This is a genomic window from Kineobactrum salinum, from assembly GCF_010669285.1.
In the GTDB taxonomy this organism is placed as follows: Bacteria; Pseudomonadota; Gammaproteobacteria; order Pseudomonadales; family Halieaceae; genus Kineobactrum; species Kineobactrum salinum.
The window spans coordinates 2,923,918-2,941,403 of the sequence record NZ_CP048711.1; the positions used below are offsets into that span (position 1 = coordinate 2,923,918).

18 protein-coding genes are annotated in these 17,486 nt (G+C 62.2%); 4 read left to right on the plus strand and 14 right to left on the minus strand.

Annotated features, from left to right (window positions below):
- Positions 1-2 precede the first annotated feature (2 nt).
- From G3T16_RS12805 to G3T16_RS12840, 8 genes are all read right to left on the minus strand, one after another.
- A complete protein-coding gene (locus tag G3T16_RS12805) occupies positions 3-989 on the minus strand; it encodes a glycosyltransferase family 2 protein (RefSeq protein WP_163495596.1) in 987 nt (328 codons plus the stop codon).
- Positions 990-1,009: 20 nt separating this feature from the next.
- The gene (locus tag G3T16_RS12810) at positions 1,010-2,068 is read right to left on the minus strand and encodes a glycosyltransferase family 2 protein (protein WP_197911663.1); all 1,059 of its coding nucleotides are present in this window, start codon (positions 2,066-2,068) and stop codon (positions 1,010-1,012) included.
- Positions 2,044-2,970, minus strand: a complete 927-nt coding sequence (locus G3T16_RS12815) for an NAD-dependent epimerase/dehydratase family protein (RefSeq protein WP_163495598.1) — start codon at positions 2,968-2,970, stop codon at positions 2,044-2,046. Before G3T16_RS12815 ends, G3T16_RS12810 begins: the two co-directional genes overlap by 25 nt.
- Positions 2,963-4,078 carry a glycosyltransferase family 4 protein gene (locus tag G3T16_RS12820; protein ID WP_163495599.1) on the minus strand — a complete coding sequence of 372 codons (1,116 nt, stop codon included), beginning with the start codon at positions 4,076-4,078 and terminating at the stop codon, positions 2,963-2,965. Before G3T16_RS12820 ends, G3T16_RS12815 begins: the two co-directional genes overlap by 8 nt.
- 44 nt (positions 4,079-4,122) lie before the next feature.
- Positions 4,123-6,060 carry a 1-deoxy-D-xylulose-5-phosphate synthase gene (gene dxs / locus G3T16_RS12825; protein WP_163495600.1) on the minus strand — a complete coding sequence of 646 codons (1,938 nt, stop codon included), beginning with the start codon at positions 6,058-6,060 and terminating at the stop codon, positions 4,123-4,125.
- A gap of 129 nt (positions 6,061-6,189) precedes the next feature.
- On the minus strand, positions 6,190-6,945 hold the full coding sequence (locus G3T16_RS12830) for an SGNH/GDSL hydrolase family protein (protein WP_163495601.1): 756 nt from the start codon (positions 6,943-6,945) through the stop codon (positions 6,190-6,192).
- A 180-nt stretch (positions 6,946-7,125) separates the two neighbouring features.
- Entirely contained in the window at positions 7,126-9,354 is a 2,229-nt protein-coding gene (locus G3T16_RS12835) for a putative bifunctional diguanylate cyclase/phosphodiesterase (RefSeq protein ID WP_197911664.1), read from the minus strand.
- Positions 9,355-9,587: 233 nt separating this feature from the next.
- Entirely contained in the window at positions 9,588-9,875 is a 288-nt protein-coding gene (locus G3T16_RS12840) for a type 2 periplasmic-binding domain-containing protein (RefSeq protein ID WP_163495602.1), read from the minus strand.
- A gap of 384 nt (positions 9,876-10,259) precedes the next feature.
- Here G3T16_RS12840 and G3T16_RS12845 point away from each other — a divergent pair, with 384 nt between their 5' ends.
- Complete coding sequence (locus G3T16_RS12845; RefSeq protein WP_163495603.1) at positions 10,260-11,465, plus strand: GGDEF domain-containing protein; 1,206 nt, start codon at positions 10,260-10,262, stop codon at positions 11,463-11,465.
- A 30-nt stretch (positions 11,466-11,495) separates the two neighbouring features.
- On the opposite strand, the gene G3T16_RS12850 is transcribed toward G3T16_RS12845, so the two are convergent.
- A complete protein-coding gene (locus G3T16_RS12850) occupies positions 11,496-11,894 on the minus strand; it encodes an RNA-binding S4 domain-containing protein (RefSeq protein ID WP_163495604.1) in 399 nt (132 codons plus the stop codon).
- Positions 11,891-12,577 carry a GMP/IMP nucleotidase gene (yrfG, locus tag G3T16_RS12855; RefSeq protein ID WP_163495605.1) on the minus strand — a complete coding sequence of 229 codons (687 nt, stop codon included), beginning with the start codon at positions 12,575-12,577 and terminating at the stop codon, positions 11,891-11,893. Before yrfG ends, G3T16_RS12850 begins: the two co-directional genes overlap by 4 nt.
- A gap of 162 nt (positions 12,578-12,739) precedes the next feature.
- Between yrfG and G3T16_RS22490 the strand changes: the two genes are divergently transcribed.
- The 3 genes from G3T16_RS22490 to G3T16_RS12865 all read left to right on the plus strand — a co-directional run bounded on the left by G3T16_RS22490 (position 12,740) and on the right by G3T16_RS12865 (position 13,938).
- Positions 12,740-13,183, plus strand: a complete 444-nt coding sequence (locus G3T16_RS22490; RefSeq protein WP_269473223.1) for a 3'(2'),5'-bisphosphate nucleotidase CysQ family protein — start codon at positions 12,740-12,742, stop codon at positions 13,181-13,183.
- Positions 13,180-13,608 carry a 3'(2'),5'-bisphosphate nucleotidase CysQ family protein gene (locus G3T16_RS22495; RefSeq protein ID WP_269473224.1) on the plus strand — a complete coding sequence of 143 codons (429 nt, stop codon included), beginning with the start codon at positions 13,180-13,182 and terminating at the stop codon, positions 13,606-13,608. Before G3T16_RS22490 ends, G3T16_RS22495 begins: the two co-directional genes overlap by 4 nt.
- Positions 13,609-13,689: 81 nt before the next feature.
- Positions 13,690-13,938 carry a YdcH family protein gene (locus G3T16_RS12865; protein WP_232059068.1) on the plus strand — a complete coding sequence of 83 codons (249 nt, stop codon included), beginning with the start codon at positions 13,690-13,692 and terminating at the stop codon, positions 13,936-13,938.
- A gap of 74 nt (positions 13,939-14,012) precedes the next feature.
- Here G3T16_RS12865 and G3T16_RS12870 read toward each other — a convergent pair whose 3' ends face one another.
- The 4 genes from G3T16_RS12870 to G3T16_RS12885 form a co-directional block, all read right to left on the minus strand.
- Positions 14,013-14,936 (minus strand): phytanoyl-CoA dioxygenase family protein, encoded by a 924-nt coding sequence (locus G3T16_RS12870; protein ID WP_163495606.1) that lies wholly within the window; start codon positions 14,934-14,936, stop codon positions 14,013-14,015.
- A gap of 112 nt (positions 14,937-15,048) precedes the next feature.
- Positions 15,049-15,534, minus strand: coding sequence for a methylated-DNA--[protein]-cysteine S-methyltransferase (locus G3T16_RS12875; RefSeq protein ID WP_163495607.1), 486 nt, complete (start codon positions 15,532-15,534; stop codon positions 15,049-15,051).
- Complete coding sequence (locus G3T16_RS12880) at positions 15,531-16,979, minus strand: AlkA N-terminal domain-containing protein (RefSeq protein WP_163495608.1); 1,449 nt, start codon at positions 16,977-16,979, stop codon at positions 15,531-15,533. Before G3T16_RS12880 ends, G3T16_RS12875 begins: the two co-directional genes overlap by 4 nt.
- A gap of 99 nt (positions 16,980-17,078) precedes the next feature.
- On the minus strand, positions 17,079-17,438 hold the full coding sequence (locus tag G3T16_RS12885; protein ID WP_163495609.1) for a hypothetical protein: 360 nt from the start codon (positions 17,436-17,438) through the stop codon (positions 17,079-17,081).
- Positions 17,439-17,486 lie beyond the last annotated feature (48 nt).

Here is a 17,486-nt window from a genome sequence, read left to right on the forward strand (position 1 = left end):
TTCTAGTTCTTGCGAGATATGTTTGACTGGCCACCTAGTGTGGAAATGTTTTCCAATAACGAGGTGCCCCGTAATCTCCCCATCCGACCTCTGATGCCATCGTACAGGCCTTTAATAGCGAATATAGCGCTAGTGTAACGCTGAGGTGCGAATACAATGTGGGTATACACCAATCCTAGCGAATACCAGCTACTGCGAACCTTCCAGCGCCAGCTGATTTTCGGATCCTTGAGTAGGGCGACAAAGTTTCTTAATCGGTAGTACAGTCGCAACGGGCTGTACAGGCTTTCATTCCTCCAGCCGAAATACCAAACCCGCACAGAGTTTTCCCCCATACGTTGGTACATCCTGGCAGATCCGCAGCCCATGAGCCGAAATCCCAGGTGCCTTGCCCTCATTCCCCATTCGATGTCTACTTGGTCAATGAAAAGATCTTCGCGCATGGGGCCTACCTGTAGTAGTGCCGACATCGGTACCAGTGTGCCTGAGGTGATTAAGGAGAATGTTTCCAGGTAAGGCTGGCTTTCATCTGCTACCGCATGAGAATAGAAAATATCACCGGGCTTCTGGATCTGGAAGGGGTAAGTCAATTCCGTGTGAATATCAGTATATGTGGGGCCTACCGCAGCGACATTGCCGTATTGCTGCGCACAAGCTTGGTAACATTCAATGAGCTTCGCTACCATGTCGGTATTAGGCAGGCTGTCTTGGTCGCTGAGCAGAACAAATTCCGTGCCCAAGGATTTCGCACGCTCGCAGCCTTCATTCAGCGCCTTGGCTATACCAAGATTCTCGCCAAAACGAATGGTGACGCATCGCTTGGGCGCGGAAGATTCCAAGCATAGAGCCGCAAGTCCGGGGTTTTCATGGCCCGGAGTATTGTCCACCAGGATTACCCGGTCAGTTTGCAGTAGCAAACGCTCAAGTAAGGGCGCAAGTTCATCTGACTTGGGATGGTATGTGACTACGATGCTCGTGATGGTCGGCATTAGAGGTACGTTTTCAGTAGTCAATGGTTTGTGTTGTGCGTTAGCGTGGGTAAACCGTAACGGTACAGCATGACCAATTTGTGCGGAAGCAAGCTGAAGTGCCCAAAGTAGCAGGAGAAGGTTATCACTCTGGATGTCTGGTATTTTGAGCGTTCAGTCCTGAGTTGCGATCCTCTATTTGCGACTTCCTGCAATACGTTGAGGTAGATCTGGGCAAACGACCTCGGATCACGGCGGAGGATGCTGAACATCAGCCCCTCAGCCACGAGTAGTAGCACATGGGTTAGAAGTAGCGGCCACACTACTGCGGTCGGTGTCATGACAAGAAGCGTGAATGTCTTGTTCCGTTCACTAAAGCGTCTTCTTCGGTAGTTGCTTGCAAGCCTGCCGCCTTGCGGTTTGTTGCCGCCAAAGCTCCCTCCTTGACGGTGCCGGTACCCACTTTCTGTTAGCGACTGAACCGACAGCCCTACCAGCCTGGCTGCACAACATAGGTAAAGATCCTCCCCTATAGAATCAAACCATTCCGGGAACCCGCCCAGCCGGTCCCAGAGGCCTCGCTCAATCCACAAACAGGCCCCAATTACCATCGCCACGTCCCTTCGCTCGGGGTCCATGTTGGGCACGGGATTATAGAAGGGGTCCAGCAGGCAACCCCGGTCCACCAGTTCTCCGCTTTCCCAGTCGTACTGCGGCAGGGTGAGAATGCCCGGCGGTTTCTGCTGCGCCGCTGCTGTTGCCAGGGTGGCCAGGGCATCAGTGAACAGGGCGGCATCATTGTTAAGCAGCAACACATACTTGCCCCGCGCGTGGGCCACCATCCGGTTGTTGGCCACACAAAATCCTGCGTTCTTTTCGCTGACCAGGAGTTCTACCTGGGGGTAACGTTTCCGCAGAAACGTCACTGAGTCATCTGGAGAGGCATCGTCATGTACGATGATCTCTACTTCGAAATCACAGTCCTGCGCCAGTACGGAGTCCAGGCAGGTCGCTATCAGCTCAGGCCCCTTATAGTGGGCGACGCAGACGGAGACCAGCGGCGCATCAGCCCGCTTCAGGGCTGGGTAGTGTTCAACCACAGCCATGTCCGCTTGAGTCCCTCTGCGAGTGGCACCAATGGCCGCCAGCCCAATGTCTGCCGCGCCCAATCTGCACTGATGGTAACCCTGCTGGCGTCCACCGCACGGCTGCCTACATGACTGCGCTGTAAAGATTGACCGCTGGCCAACTCGGCCAGGGCGAACAGCTCGTTGAGGCTGACGCTCTCGCCGCTGGCGGCATTCAGTGTGCGTACTTCATTTGCTGGAGGCTGTTCCAGCGCGGCCAGAGTAAGGCTGATAAGGTCGTCGATATAGAGGTAGTCCCGCACAGCGGAGCCGTCGCCCCAAACGGTCAGTGTTTTGCCACGCCTGATGCAGCCCAGGGTGGTCGGCACAATTCCGAAGCCTGCTTTTTCTGCCTGGCCAGGGCCGTACACGTTTGAAGGCCTGATGACGGTGGCGCTGCCGCCAAACTGCTGGGACCAGGCGCCAATGAACTGTTCTGCGGCCACTTTGGCGGCACCGTGATAGGATCGCGGCCGCGGCAAGTCATTTTCGCAGGAGGCTTCCCGGCTGCACTCGTCATAGAGCGCTCCGGCGGATGAAAAGTATACGAGGGGTATGCTCGGCTGCGCCTGGAGCGCTTCCAGTGTCACAACCAGTGGTGCCAGATTACCTCCCAGTTCTGCCGACGGTTTACCGGCACTGCTGCCGGGAGTGCTTGTCGCCGCCAGGTAAACTACCGCGTCCACGTTGTCCAGCAAAGGAGCCAGTTGGGAGGGTTGATGGCAGTCGCTGACGATGTGTTCATCACCAGTCAGATTCGGGTAAAGTCCGCTGCGTGAAAGAGTTCTGACATGAATGCCCTGGTTGCTGAGAACCTGGCAGAGTGTTCCTCCGATAAAGCCGCCAGCGCCGATTACCAGTACGCGCTTAATCATGGCCGCCCGCCAGCAGCACCTTATACAGTGCCAGGTAGCGTCCGGCGCAGTCATCCCAGGTGCCTACCTCTTGCAACGTCCAGGCGCGTGCGTTGCGTCCGTACTGCTGGTTGGTGGACGGATCCTCAAGCTTCTGCAGAGCACTGCTGTAGCTTGCCAGGTCGCTGCAAAGCTCCCCGGTGGAACTTTGTTGTACAAGGCTGGCGTGGGCTGGCATGTCCGAGGCGATAATGGGCAGCCCCGCCGCCATGGCTTCCAGCATGACCTGCGGCCGGCCTTCCGCATGCTTGCTCAGGGTGACAAGGCCATGCGCCTGCGGGAACCAGTGGGTAGACAATTGCTCCGGAGTGGCCGGGCCGTGGTAGTGCACCCAGTTTGGTAAGGTGATCTGCTCCTGCATCGGGCCCAACAGGTGTAGCTGTCTGGCTTGCCCCTTGAACAGCGGCTCTGACCACTCCAGCAGCGGTCCCAACTTGTCGCGGGTCAGGCGGGTGACGGCCAGCCAACGAGGGTGCTCTGTATTGGGTTGGCGCTGCATGGCATACCACACAGGGTCGATGCCAAAGATCACAGGTTGAATACGGGCGACGTCGCCAAAGGCAGACTGCAATGGCGCCTGCATCCACTCGGCATTGGGACAGATGATGACGGCCCGTTTGCGTATCACTCGCCGTAGCAGGGGCTTCACCAAGGGTAGTTTGAGAAATTTCAGGTCGGTGCCGAGCACGGTGATCAGGGCTGGCTTGTCGTCTGCCGGCAGTGGCAGAGCTGTTTGAAGCCAGTTCAGGTGATACAGCTCGGTAGCATTTTCGCGACGATAGAGGGAGCGCAACATGCCCAGCAGCTGCCAGGGCTTGCTCAGCGCGGCCGCGCGGCCGCTCCGCATCAGGTGGGCGATACCGCCATCCGCCATCAGGGCAGCAAGCATGGCTTGTTCCCGGGGGTTGGCCGCGTAGCGCACATTTGAAGGCAGTATTCCCGGTGGTGCCCAGACCGACAGTTGTAGCTCCGGCTTGCGTGCGAGCGCATGTACCAGATGGTGGATGAATACTCCGCGCCAATCTTGTTCGTCCGCCGGATAGGAGGTGGCGATACAGAGCACATTCATTGACGGCGGATCGAAAACCCGGAAAGTTGAGCCGTGGACGCCACTCAGCGCATCACCGGCACAGCATTCTGCGTCAGCCTCTGGCCGTGCAGCTCACCGGCAGTCAGGCGCGCCCGGATGCTGCCGGCAATCCCCTCCGCATCCAACCCCACCGCCCGGCGCTGCTCCTGCTGACTGCCGTGGTCCTGGAACTGGTCCGGGAGTCCGAGATTGAGAACGGCTGTCACCAGGCCGCGGGCCGCCAGCAGCTCGTTGACACCGGCGCCTGCGCCGCCGGCCAGTGCGTTTTCCTCCAGGGTTACCAGCAATTCGTGCTGGGAGGCCATCGCGATCACCAGGTCCTCGTCCAATGGTTTCACCCAGCGCATGTCCACCACGGTGGCGTTGAGGCGCTCCGCAGCCGTTACCGCCTCGGGCAGCAGGGTGCCGAAGCTCAGGATCGCCACGCGGCTGCCTGTGCGTACCTGTACCGCCTTGCCGATTTCCAGGGCGGCCATTTCATGGGCGATGATCGCGCCGGGGCCGGTACCTCTGGGGTAGCGGATGGCGGCCGGTCCCGGGTGCTGGTAGCCGGTATAGAGCATCTGCCGGCATTCATTTTCATCGGAGGGCGCGCCGATCACCATGTTGGGAATGCAGCGCAGGTAGCTGAGGTCAAACGCGCCGTGGTGGGTGGGGCCGTCCTGGCCGACCAGTCCGGCGCGGTCGATGGCAAAGGTGACGTCGAGTTTTTGCAGCGCCACATCGTGGATCAGCTGGTCGTAGCCCCGTTGCAGGAAGGTGGAGTAGATGGCGACCACCGGCTTCAGGCCGTCGCAGGCCATGCCGGCGGCCAGCGTGATGGCGTGCTGTTCGGCGATGGCCACGTCGTAGTAGCGCTCGGGAAACTGGCGGGCAAAATCCACCATGCCGGAGCCTTCGCACATGGCAGGGGTAATACCGACCAGCTGCGGGTCCAGTTCGGCCATGTCACACAGCCAGCGTCCAAAAATATCCTGATACTTGGGCTTCTTGGGAGCGGCGGGCACTGCGGGCTGGGGCCCCTTGGGTTTGGCCTCAATCTTGTTGATGGCGTGATAGCCTACCGGGTCCGTCTCTGCGGGGGCGAAGCCCTTGCCCTTCATGGTGCGGATGTGCAGGAACTGGGGGCCCTCGAGGTCCTTCATGTTTTCCAGGGTCTGCAGCAGTTGGGGCAGGTCGTGACCGTCCAGTGGGCCGATATAGTGCCAGCCCAACTCCTCGAACAGGGTGCCGGGGGCCACCATGCCCTTCATGTGTTCTTCGGCACGCTTGGCCAGATCCCAGGCGGGCCGGATGCGTTTCAGTACCTTCTTGGAGCCTTCGCGCATCGCAATATAGGTCTTGCTCGCCCAGAGCTTGGCAAAATAGGTGGCCAGGCCACCGGTATTGTGGCCGATGGACATCTGGTTGTCGTTCAGCACCACCAGCATGTCCGGGCGCACGTGGCCAGCATGGGCGAGCGCTTCAATAGCCATGCCACCGGTGATGGCACCGTCGCCGATGACGGCCACCACCTTGCGCGCTATCCCCTGCTGCCGCGCGGCCAGGGCCATGCCCATTGCGGCCGAAATGCTGGTAGAGGAATGACCCACGCCGAAGGTGTCGTAGTCGCTCTCACTGCGCTTGGGGAAGCCGGAAAGTCCGCCCGCCTGGCGCATGCTGTGCATGCGCTGCATCCGGCCGGTCAGGATCTTGTGGGGGTAGGTCTGGTGGCCCACGTCCCAGACGATGCGGTCGTGGGGTGTGTCGTAGATGGCGTGCAGGGCGACGCTCAGCTCGGCTACCCCGAGGCCGGCACCGAAGTGGCCGCCAGTCTGGCCCACGGTATAGAGCAGGTAGGCACGCAGTTCTTCGGTCAGCTGAGCGAGCTGGCCGCTGTCCAGGTCGCGCAGGCGGGCACCCTGATCGATGGCGTTCAGAAGAGGGGTATCCGGCACTGTTGCAGGGATTTCGGTCAGCATTGCGGGATTCTAGCGCATTCTCCGGCAATTGTGACCCTTTGTGTGGTGCCCGCTGCGCCTTGGGGGAAGTGCCCGGCAGTGGAGCCCTGCCGGGCTGGCGGCGGACCGCGATCTCACCCTGAGGGGGTGTTAGCGGATGCCTGAGGCCAGTGTCTCGCCTTCGGTGGCCTGTCCTGGTGGGCGGTGGATGTGCTCCCGCAGCAGCATTCCCAGGCGCAGATAGCCGTGCTCGTTCAGGTGCCGGCCGCCTGGCCGGAAGAATTGTGCCGCGGGAGCCCCTGTGCGGTCGGCCAGCAGGGGGTTGGGGTCCAGTACTGTGACCCGTGGCCGGGTGGCAGCCCAGCTTTGCAGCAGCACGGCGGATTGTGCCATCCGCTCGTGATCCCCGGGATAGAAGGGCAATTTGAGCGGAGCGAATACATAGAAGTTCCGGGTGACGCCGTGGGCAGCATCCTGGGCCTCCAGTTCCTGCACTGCCTGCAGCAGCTCCGCCGGGTCCTTGTTGTCGCGGACATGGAAATTGCTGGTGCCGGGCAGCAGCACCACACTCTTGGGCTGGTAGAAACCGATCAGTTGTTCATAGTAATGGTTGATGTCATCGACTGTGGCTGCTCCCAGCCCCCGCAACAGCACCGGGCGGGGTGCCAGGAGCTGCTCCAGACCCTGCCAGAGCTTGACCGCCCGCCCACCCACGACCACCACGGGGTCGGTGGGCAGGCGTCGTTCGCGATCGGCCCGGGCATAAGCGGCGACCTCGTGCTCCCAGGCGCTGGGGGAGTGGTCCATTGCGATCAGGGCTTCGCGCGAGGTCAGCCAGGCCAGGTGGGCGATTGGCAGTAGCAGCAATACCAGACAGAACACACGGATGGTCGTCCAGGAATACATACCTTGTACCCCGTCAAGATGATCTTGCCGCATGAAGTCGTTCCAACAGCGGCCCGGTAGCAGGCGTTTCAGGCCCTGATGGCAATTTCCGCAGTGTGGGCGATAAATCCGTCACAGGCAATCCGCCTGCCCCAACAGGGTCAATGGCGGCGAGCGCCGTGGATCCCTGGCGCGGGAGCGTCAGTCGCCGCCTGTGTCACCGGATCTGGCAGCGAGGTGGCGCGTGAGCAGGGCGGTGAATTCCTCTGCCGGCACCGGGTTGTTGAAGTAGAATCCCTGCACTTCATCGCAGGCATGTTCGCGCAGAAACACCACCTGCTCCTCGGATTCGACGCCCTGGGCCACCACAGTCAGACCCATGGTGCGGCCTATCTTGACGATGGCCTGGGCCAGGGCGTTGTCGTCGGCGGTGTCGGACAGGTCCCGAATGAAGGCCCGGTCTATCTTGATGGCATCGAGCGGCAATTCTCGCAGCATGGCGAGTGAGGAATAACCAACGCCGAAATTGTCTATCGCGATACGTACGCCCACTGCCTTGAGTCCGTTCAGCGCGGCCAGGGCCTGTTCAGTGTCACGCATCAGGATGGATTCATTGATTTCCAGTTCCAACAGGTTCGCAGCTACCCCGGTCTGCTGGAGGATGGCAGCGATGTCCTCCGCCAGGCTGGGGTCGAAGAACTGTTTCTCGGTCAGGTTTACCGCAATACTCACCTGGGTGAAGCCCTGTTGCTGCCAGCGGGCGTTTTGCTCGCAGACCGTCCGTAACACCCATTTACCGATGGGGATAGCAAGGCCTATTTCCTCGGCCAGAGGAAGGAATCGCATCGGCGCGACCAGCCCCAGGTCCGGATGCTGCCAGCGCAGCAATGCTTCCATGCCAGTGACAGCGCTCGTGGTCACGTCCTGCTTGGCCTGGTAGTACACCGTGAACTGGTCCAGTTCCAGGGCATGGCGCAGGCTGGATTCCAGGCTGAGCCGGTCCAGCGATTCCGTGTGCAGCTTTTCCGAGTAGATCTGGAAGTTGTTCTTGCCTTCCTCCTTGGCCCTGTACATCGCGATGTCCGCATTTTTGGTCAGGGTCTGTTCGTCGAGGCCGCTTTCGGGATAGGTCGCGATACCGATACTGGCGGTGACCCGGAATTCCTGCCCCGCCAGAATGTAGGGCCGGGCGATGGCGGCAATCATCTTGCGTGCCACCGTCGTGGTGTAGATTTCGTCGGTGATCTCGGGCAGGACCACGACGAATTCGTCGCCCCCCAGGCGGGCGACGGTGTCGCTTTCGCGCACACAGCTTTTCAGCCTTGACCCCACTTCCTCCAGCAACTGGTCGCCCGCGTCGTGTCCCAGCGTGTCGTTGATCTGCTTGAAGTGATCCAGGTCCAGAAACAACACCCCGAGCTTCCTGTTGTGACGCTGCGCCTGGGCAATGCTCTGGGCCAGCAGCTTGCTGAACAGGCTGCGATTGGGTAGCCCGGTCAGACCGTCATGATAGGCCAGGTATTCGACCTGCCGGGCGTGCGCTATCCGGGCCCGTACTTCCTGCCTGCGGCTCCGGGCCAGTTTGTGGCTCATCAGCCCCATCAGCGCGAGAATCAACAGCAGCACCGCATTGGCCGCGGCAGTGCGCCAGTAGTAGGTGCGCACACGGGCTTCGGTAGGAGCCAATTGTTCCTTCCGGGACAGCGCGGCAGATACCGCCAGCGGAAAATCATAGAGCTGGCGGGCACCGAGATAGCGCTCCGTGCCGTCGATGGTGGATGTTATCAGCCGCACTTCGGTGTTCACGGCGTCGGGGTCGGGCACCAGGCGTTGATAGTCGATCTGGTCTCCGGCCGCCACCTGATCCCCAGTGCGCCGCACCCGCACTACACCGTCGGTGCCCACCAGGCCGAGCATGCCCTGGGCGCCCATTTTCCCGGCTTCGAAGCCAGCGACGAAAAACGCGGCATCCACTGTGATAACGGCGGTCCCCGCGAAGCTGCCATCGGCTGTGTTCAGGCCCTGGCTGAAAGCCAGCTCCCATTCTCCGGATTGCGGATCCCGTCGCGGTGGCGCCACCTGTAACTGTTCGCTGTCCGGCCTGGCAGGGGGTAGTTCACGGTAGTCCGCAGTGCTGTCGCCGTCCTGGGTGCTCGCTATCAATTCGCGGTTCGGGTCCAGCAGGGCAACGGTAAACAGGAATGCCGGTGGCAGCAGGTTTCTCTGCTCCAACACCGTCAGGGCCGCATCCATCCCGTGTTGCTCGGAGGCGTACTGAAGCAACTGAAAGTCGCTGTCGATCTCGCGCAACACCCTTACTACCTGGGCCTCGTAGGTTTCGGTCTGGTCACGGGTCAACAGCCGGGCTGCGGCCTCCGCATTGCGGCGTTCCACGTCGATCAGGTAGAACACTCCGGCCCACAGTCCCACGCTGATCACCAGGCCGAAGGCGGGAAACAGGATGTGGGACTCGAGCAGGCGCTGGGTTGCTTTGCGCCATCGGCCGACGGGCTGTGGCCGGGGGGGGCCGGGGAGGTGGCAGTTTCCTCGGGCATGGTAGCCTCGTCCTCGCTAGGGAGACAGGTCCAGGGCCTTGACACTGCTGTCCAGGCTGGACTCGTCGATGTAGCCGATCATGCCGGGATTGCCCGCCACCAGTTGTTTCATTTCCTCATCGTTGGCAACCTGCCTGGGGGGCGGCCGCGGCCGGTAAACAGAATCTTCGACCAGTGAGATTTGATCTGGGCCGGGGACTGGCCCATGACATCACGATAAAATGCCCGCTGGGTCTCGCTGCCCTCCGCCTGGTCTACCGGAATGGCGCGCAACTCACCGGGAAAATAGCTGGAGCGGCCCAGGAAGATGTTCTGGACCTGGGACGCAGGCAGGGTATCCACCGGGATCGAGGGAGAGACGATAACGGCGACCTCGGCCCCGCAATGGAGGCTCACCAGTCCGCACAGCGCTACGATAGCTGCCCTGAAGATCGTACCCAGCGGTTTCCGTCCTCTGTTGTCGCCGCATCGGGCGAGACAAATCAGCATAGCGTCCTTTTGTGCTTACATGCCTTTTTGATGAATTATGGACGGGCCTGCCGGCCCCGGGGCCCTGACCTGACCGATCCCTGCAGGGCTTCTGGCAACACTAGCCTATCATTGGGAGCAAGGCAACGCTCAGAATACCGCGGAAATGACAGTTGCACGCCCCGGTTGGCGGCATCACAATCAGCTTGCGCGTGTCAACAGGTGGCGGCGGGCCACCAAGCCGGTGGGTTTCGCATTTGCGCGGCAGTCATACTGAGCGGGGAATAATTGGCCCATGAGTCGTACCGGAGCATGATCTACCAGCGCCACATACCGCCGGAGGAGCTGTTTGCTGCCCAGCTGGAAATGCTGATGCAGAACGGCCGCATTGCGACCATTGCCGCCAACCTGCTGGGCGTATTGGCGACCGTCGCTCTATTCTGGCAGTTTATGCCCCTTATGTGGCTGCTGCTGTGGGCCGGCGGGGTAATGGTCCTGCTGCTGGTCCGCTCGCGGTACATGAGCAACGCATTGCTGGAGCAGCGCTTCCGCACCCACCCGCGGCGCGTCTATTGGGGGCTGCTGCTGGGGTCGGTAGTGACCGGTCTGGTATGGTCCTCGGCATTCATCGCTGCGGCTCCGCAGACGCCAGCCAGCGTACACTATGTGTTCCTGCTGTTAATTTTCCTGGTGACCATCCTGTCCATGGGGGTGACGCTGGCCCTGCGCGAGTATTTCCTGGCACAGCTGTTCGCGGCACTCTGGCCCATCGCCTGGTGGTGCATGGTGCATTATTGGGATCAGCCCTACAATTTGCTGATCGGCTGGGTGACGCTGGGCATCTGCGCACTGTTGTTGCTGGTCAGCAATCGGGTGTATCTCTCCATCCGCAATCTGATAGCGGTAACCTGGGAGCGAGAGGCCATGGCCCGGGACTTGGGCAATCTCACCGTGTCCCTGCGGGATCGCAACCGGCAGTTGCGCGACGCCCGCCGCCAGCTGACCGATCTCGCCAATGTTGATGAACTCACTGGTCTTGGCAACCGGCGGTTGGTCAATCGGGTGCTGCAGGAGGAGGTCAACCGCTCCCGGCGCAGTGGCACTGAACTGGCGATCATCATGCTGGATGTGGACTATTTCAAGTCCTACAACGACAACCAGGGCCACCTGGCCGGTGACCGGGTATTGCAGCAACTGGCGGACGTTATGCAGCGGGCGGTAAACCGGGCGGGCGAGGTGGCGGCCCGCTACGGCGGTGAGGAGTTCATACTGATTCTGCCGGGGCTGGACCAGGATGCCGCGCTGGATATTGCCGGGCGCCTGCGGGAGCTGGTGGAACTGGCGCGAATCCCCCACGGGGATTCGCCCGTGTCGCCGTACATCACCGTCAGCCAGGGAATCGCCACAATGCAGAGCGGCAGCCAGTCGCTGCCTTCAGACCTGGTGCGGCGAGCGGACCAGGCCCTGTACCGGGCCAAGGCCGCCGGCCGCAATGCCATTGCAGTAACGTCTCAGTAACGATTGACCGCTCTCCGGTCGATGTCTCGGCTAGTCGGTCGGGTAATCCTTGAAGCGGTGGATCTGGCGTCTTTGCCGTTTGCTGGGGCGCTGCGCCGGCCGGTCTATCATGCCGCCGGCAGCCTTGCGGGCTGCGCTTTCCCTTTCGCGCCGGGAAATACTGGCTTGCGTTTCGCTATACAACTGCTGTGCCTCGCTGGCGCCGCGGCGCTGGTCGGACAGCGCGCTGACAACCACTTCCTTCAGGTCCCAGCCCTGGCGTATCTCCAGCACCTCACCCACCGCGATTTCCTTCGACACCTTGACCCGCTGGCCCGCCAGCTGCACCTTGCCGCCCTCAATGGCGGCCTTGGCCAGGCTGCGGGTCTTGAAAAAGCGTGCCGCCCACAGCCACTTGTCCAGCCGCAGCTTGTCTTCCGCGGTATTCACGCAGACGAGGCCTGCAAGGCCGGGCAGAGGATGCCAGGCATGATCTCGTCGAAATGGTGAATGCCGGGAAAGCGGGTGTCGAGCCGCTTCTGGCGTTGGCTGTCGGGCTGCAACAAGGTGAGCAGGTGGGCGATGCCGTAACGGCGGGCGGAATCCAGCACGTTCTCGGTGTCATCGATCAGCAGCGTCCGCGCCGGGTCGAACGGGTGCAGGAGCTGCAGCTTGTGCCAGAAGGCCTGTTCTTCCTTGGGCGCTTCCAGGTCGTGCGAAACCACCAGACGATCGAACCAGCGACTGATATCAACCTGCGCCATTTTTATCGCGAGCGTCTCGCGGTGGGCATTGGTGACCATAACCACCTCCCGCGGGCTGGCGTGCAACTGCTGCAGGAATTCCAGCGCGAACGGGCGCAGGCAGATCATGTGCTGCAATTCGCGCTTCAGTGCCGCAATGTCCATATCGAGTTGGGCGGACCAGTAGTCCAGCGAGTACCAGTTCAGGGTACCCTGGTTGTTGCCGAAGCGGCTGTGCAGCGTTTCTGAGGCGTGTTCCTCGGGAAGACCGTGCTGGCGCGCATACAGGCGCGGCAGGTGGTCCATCCAGAAGTAATTGTCGAAATGCAGGTCCAGCAGGGTGCCGTCCATGTCCAGCAGAACCGTATCGATGCTGTCCCAGTCGATCATATACGTGGACCATTGTTGCCTTGGACGATGCATTATGCCGGTTTCTGCCGGCGGTTGCAGCAGGGCGCGAAAGACACAGAACGAAGCCGCCATTGGCGGGACAAGCGCTGTATCGCGATCTGGCGGTGGTATACTGACCTCCCTCAGCTGCCGGATGCTACCGTGCAAGATCTGCTTGAACTCGTTGAACCGCTGCGCCGCCTTTGTTTTGAAGCAGGGGAGCTCATTTGCCGGCATTACCACGCGCCGGGCGAAACCAGTGTCGAGGCCAAGGCCGACCATTCGCCGCTGACTCACGCGGATCTGGATTCCCATATTCATCTGCGCGATGGGTTGGCGCGGCTCGCGCCGCAGTGGCCGCTGCTGTCTGAGGAATCTTCTGCCGCGCACAAGGCTCACCGGTTGCAGTGGCCCTGTTACTGGCTGGTGGATCCGCTCGATGGTACCCGGGAATTCATTGAGGGGAGCGGAGAATTCACGATCAATGTGGCGCTGATCCGGGAGCACCGGCCGGTGTTGGGCCTGCTCTATATCCCCTGCGCAAAATCGCCTATCTGGGAATTCCCGGACACCTGGCCGCCAGCTACCATAGCGATGACGGCATGAGCTGGAACACCCGGCCACTGGCGACCCGTCCGCTGCAGAGAGCTGCGGGGTTGACTGTGCTGGCCAGCCGGCGCCACCAGAACCCGCGCCTGGATGCCTGCCTGGAGTGGCTGGCCGCGCGCCGGGGGCCGCTGCGGCGCGACAACAGTGGCAGCGCGCTCAAATTTTGCCAACTGGCGGCAGGCGAGGGGGATTTCTATCCTCGCTTTTCGCCCTGTTGCGAGTGGGATGTGGCTGCGGGCCAGGCAGTGCTGGAGGCTGCGGGCGGCAGCGTGCTGGGCCTGGATGGCCTGCCGTTGCGCTATAACTGCCGGGACACGCTGATGAGCCCGCATTTCTATGCCATTGCCGATGCCGGGCACCCATTGTGGCGCGAACTGCTGGCTTTTCAGGCAAGTCTGGAAGCGGATGACGCGGGGCGCTGAGGCGGGCCTTGTGTAGCCAAAGCAAGAGGGTATAGAGTTAGCCGCTGTCAGGGTGATCCCGGTGCTGGAGCCAAACACTGTATGAATGAACCGCCGCGCAACACCTTTGGTACCGGGCCGGAAGACGCTGCCAATGAGGAACTCACACCAGCGATGCGGTTGTTGCAGATGATGGCAAGACACCGGGCGCTGGACGAGAAAATCGCCGAACTGTACGAATTCCCCTACAAGAATCAGATCCTGCTGCAGCGCCTGAAGAAGGAAAAGCTGCGCCTGAAGGACAGTATCGAACGGCTCAAGGATGAATTGATTCCCGACTTGAACGCTTAGCAACCGGCAACAGTGCCCGGCTCCGGCTGCCGGCGCGGCTGGCCACGCGACTTGCGCGACCAGCCGTTACTGTCTCAGGCTGCCAACTCCTGCGGCTGCAAAGGCTGCGGCAGTGGCTGCAGTGGTGCAGCCTCGCGATCACAGAGGTAATCGGGCCGCGGCGGCAGGCCGCCAAAAGGCGCCACTATCGGGTTTTCCGCGCTGTTGTAGACAAACATCAAAATGCTGCGCGGATCCGCCGAGATATTGTCGGGCGAGCCGTGCAGCAGGTTGCAGTCGTGCAGTACCAGCGTTCCGGCACCTCCCTCAATGGCCCGGATCGGGCGATCCTGCAACAGGCTGCGCATGGTCTCGTGCCGGGGCACACCCAGATTCTGACGCTTCAGCGAGGTACGGTAATTCTCGCGCCCGGTTTTGCCGGCACAGGATACGTAGTGCTTGTGGGAGCCCGGGATGACATAGAGCGGACCATTGCAGGCGTGATTGTCGGTGAGCATGATCCAGGCGGTGACCGCGCGCATGCGCTCCATACCGTCCTCCACATGCCAGGTTTCAAAATCCGAGTGCCAGGGAAAGGATTTGCCGCGGAAGGCGGGCTTGATATTGATGCGCGACTGCATCAGCGTCGCGCTGGAACCGAGAATCTGCTCTACCGGCTGCAGCAGGCGCGGGTCGCGCATGAGGCGGTCCAGCAGTGAACTCCAGGCGTGCACCCGGAACAGGGTGCGTGGCTCGTCACTGTCCGGCTCGGTGTACAGGTCCTCGTCGCCGGCCATGCGCTGTTTGAGTGACGCCAGTTCCCGCCGGATCGGGTCCAGCATGTCGGCACACAGGTCGGGCAATATCAGGTAGCCGTCGCGCTCGAAGCTGGCCAGCTGGTCCTGGTTCAGAGCGTGGGCTTGTCCGGGTTGGGGGCCGCCGTAGACCACCGGGTCCAGGCGGGGATGGATGGCTTCTGCGCCACCGGTTCGTGAAGCATAGGGGTCGTGTTGGACCATAAGGGGCATCCTCCTGACCGAAGTACGGTGTTTGTTTGCTGTGTGATAACGGTGTGGAACGGGCGGCCGGGACGCCCGAGCCACTAAGTCCACGGCAGGATAACTGAGGGCGCTAGGGCTGAATTTCAAGTCTGCCTTGCAATTGTGCGCCCTCCAGGCACAGCAGGGTGTGTTTCAGATCCAGGCCCCCGGCGTAACCGGTGAGCTGGCCGTTGCTGCCTATCACCCGATGGCAGGGAATCACGATCGGCAACGGGTTGCGGCCATTGGCGGCGCCTACCGCGCGGCTGGCTGTCGGTCTGCGCAGCGCGAGGGCAATGTCGCGGTAGCTGCGCAGCTCGCCATAGGGAATGGATTGCAGAACCTGCCAGACCTGCTGCTGGAAAGGGCTGCCCCGCGGTGCCAGCGGCAGGTCGAAGTGGCGGCGGGTGCCCGCGAAGTACTCCTGTAACTGGTATCGGGCACGCTGTAGTACCGAGTCATCGGGAGTGTCAGGGGCACCGTTGTGCTGCTCCGGAAAATGGATTGCCCACAGCGCGCCGCTGTCGCTGAGCAGCTGCAGGGGTCCCAGGGGGCTGTCCATGGTGCACGAGTTCATCGGTCCTGCTCCTGTATTGTTGCCGTCGAGTGTTGATTGCCAGCCAGGCTGCGCCACAACAGGTTGGCGGCATAGGCGCGCCAGGGACGCCACCGGGCGCTGGCCTGTTGCAGCTCCCCGCTGGTTCCCGGCAGCGCCTGCCAGGCTTTCTCCAGGCCCAGGTCGCGTGGCGGCAATATGTCCGGGTCGCCGTGGCCGCGCATAGCCACCATCGCCGTGGTCCAGGGGCCTATGCCGCGCACACTGCGCAATTGTGTCAATGACAGTGCAGGGGTGGCGGCCAGCAGTGCGCAGACGTCGCGCAGGGTCTGGCGCCGGCGCCCGGGCATCGGGAAATGCTCGTCCCCAAGCAACGCGATCAGGCCCGGTTCGGGAAACGCCACTGCCGTGGCATCTGTGGCGGTGGCCAGCGCCAGCCGCGAGCAGACATTGCGCGCAGCGGCAATACTGACCTGTTGGCCGACGATGGCACGGATGGTGGCCTCCGCACTGTTCCAGCACAGTGGCGAGCGGATTCCGGGAAAGCGCTGCAGCAGGGTCGCCAGCGCCGGCTCCCGGCCCAGGCAGGTGGCGATAACCGCGGGGTTGGCATCCAGGTCGAACATGCGACGCACCCGATGGACCAGCGCCGGCAACTGTTCCAGCCGGGGCCATTGCAGCGTCAGTTGCAGTGCGTTGCGTCCCGCCAGGGGACGTACTTCCAGCCATCCGCTGGCGCCGGCATCGGCCACGCGCCGCCGGTAGCAGTCATCGGCGACCTGTTCTACCCCGGCTACTGCGTGACGCCGGTAAAAGTCCACCATACCTTCCCAGTCGTAGGGTGGACGGTACTGGAGTTGCAGCGAAATGGCACTGCCCGCCACTGGCTGGCGCCGTTGCTGGCGGCGGCGCAGCTCGCCGGGCGTGGTCTTGAAGGTGGCCTGGATTGCGCTGTTGAAGCGCCGCACACTGCCAAAGCCGGCGGCAAAGGCAATATCGGTGACCGGCAGTGCGGTTTCCGCCAGCAGCTGTTTGGCGAACAGCAGCCGTGCATTCTGGGCCACCGCCTGGGGCGAGACGCCCAGCTCCCGCTGGAACAGTTTGCGCAGGTAGCGTTCGCCGACTCCCAACCGCTCGCTCAGCGTGGCGACGCTGCCGGCGCCATTCAGCGCGCCCTGCTGGATCAGTTGCAAACCGCGGCTGACGGTCACCGAACTGCCCCGCCAGGCAGGGCTGCCGGGCGCGGCTTCCGGGCGGCAGCGCAGGCAGGGCCGGTAGCCCGCCGCGGCTGCCTGGGCGGCTTCGCGATAATAGCGCACGTTCTTTTCTGCCGGGGTGCGGGCGGGACAGATCGGCCGGCAGTAAATGCCGGTAGTGCGCACCGCGATGAAGAATTCGCCATCAAAGCGCGGATCCCTTGCCAGTCTTGCCAGGCGGCAGGCTTCGGGGTCCAGCGGGGCGGTCATTGGCTGTGCGGCGGTCATCATGGTTGCACTATAGTCTGCCGCGGAAACCGGCACTAGCCAGATCCGGCCCTGGATGACGCGGCCGCGCCGGCGGCAGACTCAGAAGCTGGCAGCGTGTCGCAGGGTCCACAGAACCCTGGCGCAGAGCACGGTGGCCAGCAGGTCGGTGCCGGTGCGCAGCAGCGCCAGTGGTGGCCAGCTCCAGAGCCCGGTCTGACTCAGGCCGAGCAGGGTGAATGTCCCGCAGACGACGATGGCGAGAAACAGCGTAAAACGGGAGCGGCCAAACAGCCCGATCGCCATCAGCAGATAGATGCTGCCGGTCAGCGCTGTCAGCAGAGTCTCCTCGGTGAGCCGGTAGCGCCACAGCCCCGTGATTTGCCACAGGCCGCTGGCGGTCACCAGCAGGGCCGCCCAGTTGCGCTCACTCATTGCAGGCATTGCGGGCCGCTCAAACATGACCGTCTCCCCGTGTTGGCTTGTTGATCGCGATGCGGTGGGCGGACT

Coding starts and splice junctions, on each gene's coding strand:
- G3T16_RS12805 (WP_163495596.1), bottom strand. CDS start 989: ATGCCGACCATCACGAGCATCGTAGTCACATACCATCCCAAGTCAGAT.
- G3T16_RS12815 (WP_163495598.1), bottom strand. CDS start 2,970: ATGATTAAGCGCGTACTGGTAATCGGCGCTGGCGGCTTTATCGGAGGA.
- G3T16_RS12820 (WP_163495599.1), bottom strand. CDS start 4,078: ATGAATGTGCTCTGTATCGCCACCTCCTATCCGGCGGACGAACAAGAT.
- dxs (WP_163495600.1), bottom strand. CDS start 6,060: ATGCTGACCGAAATCCCTGCAACAGTGCCGGATACCCCTCTTCTGAAC.
- G3T16_RS12830 (WP_163495601.1), bottom strand. CDS start 6,945: ATGTATTCCTGGACGACCATCCGTGTGTTCTGTCTGGTATTGCTGCTA.
- G3T16_RS12845 (WP_163495603.1), top strand. CDS start 10,260: ATGATCTACCAGCGCCACATACCGCCGGAGGAGCTGTTTGCTGCCCAG.
- yrfG (WP_163495605.1), bottom strand. CDS start 12,577: ATGATCGACTGGGACAGCATCGATACGGTTCTGCTGGACATGGACGGC.
- G3T16_RS22495 (WP_269473224.1), top strand. CDS start 13,180: ATGAGCTGGAACACCCGGCCACTGGCGACCCGTCCGCTGCAGAGAGCT.
- G3T16_RS12865 (WP_232059068.1), top strand. CDS start 13,690: ATGAATGAACCGCCGCGCAACACCTTTGGTACCGGGCCGGAAGACGCT.
- G3T16_RS12870 (WP_163495606.1), bottom strand. CDS start 14,936: ATGGTCCAACACGACCCCTATGCTTCACGAACCGGTGGCGCAGAAGCC.
- G3T16_RS12875 (WP_163495607.1), bottom strand. CDS start 15,534: ATGAACTCGTGCACCATGGACAGCCCCCTGGGACCCCTGCAGCTGCTC.
- G3T16_RS12880 (WP_163495608.1), bottom strand. CDS start 16,979: ATGACCGCCCCGCTGGACCCCGAAGCCTGCCGCCTGGCAAGACTGGCA.
- G3T16_RS12885 (WP_163495609.1), bottom strand. CDS start 17,438: ATGTTTGAGCGGCCCGCAATGCCTGCAATGAGTGAGCGCAACTGGGCG.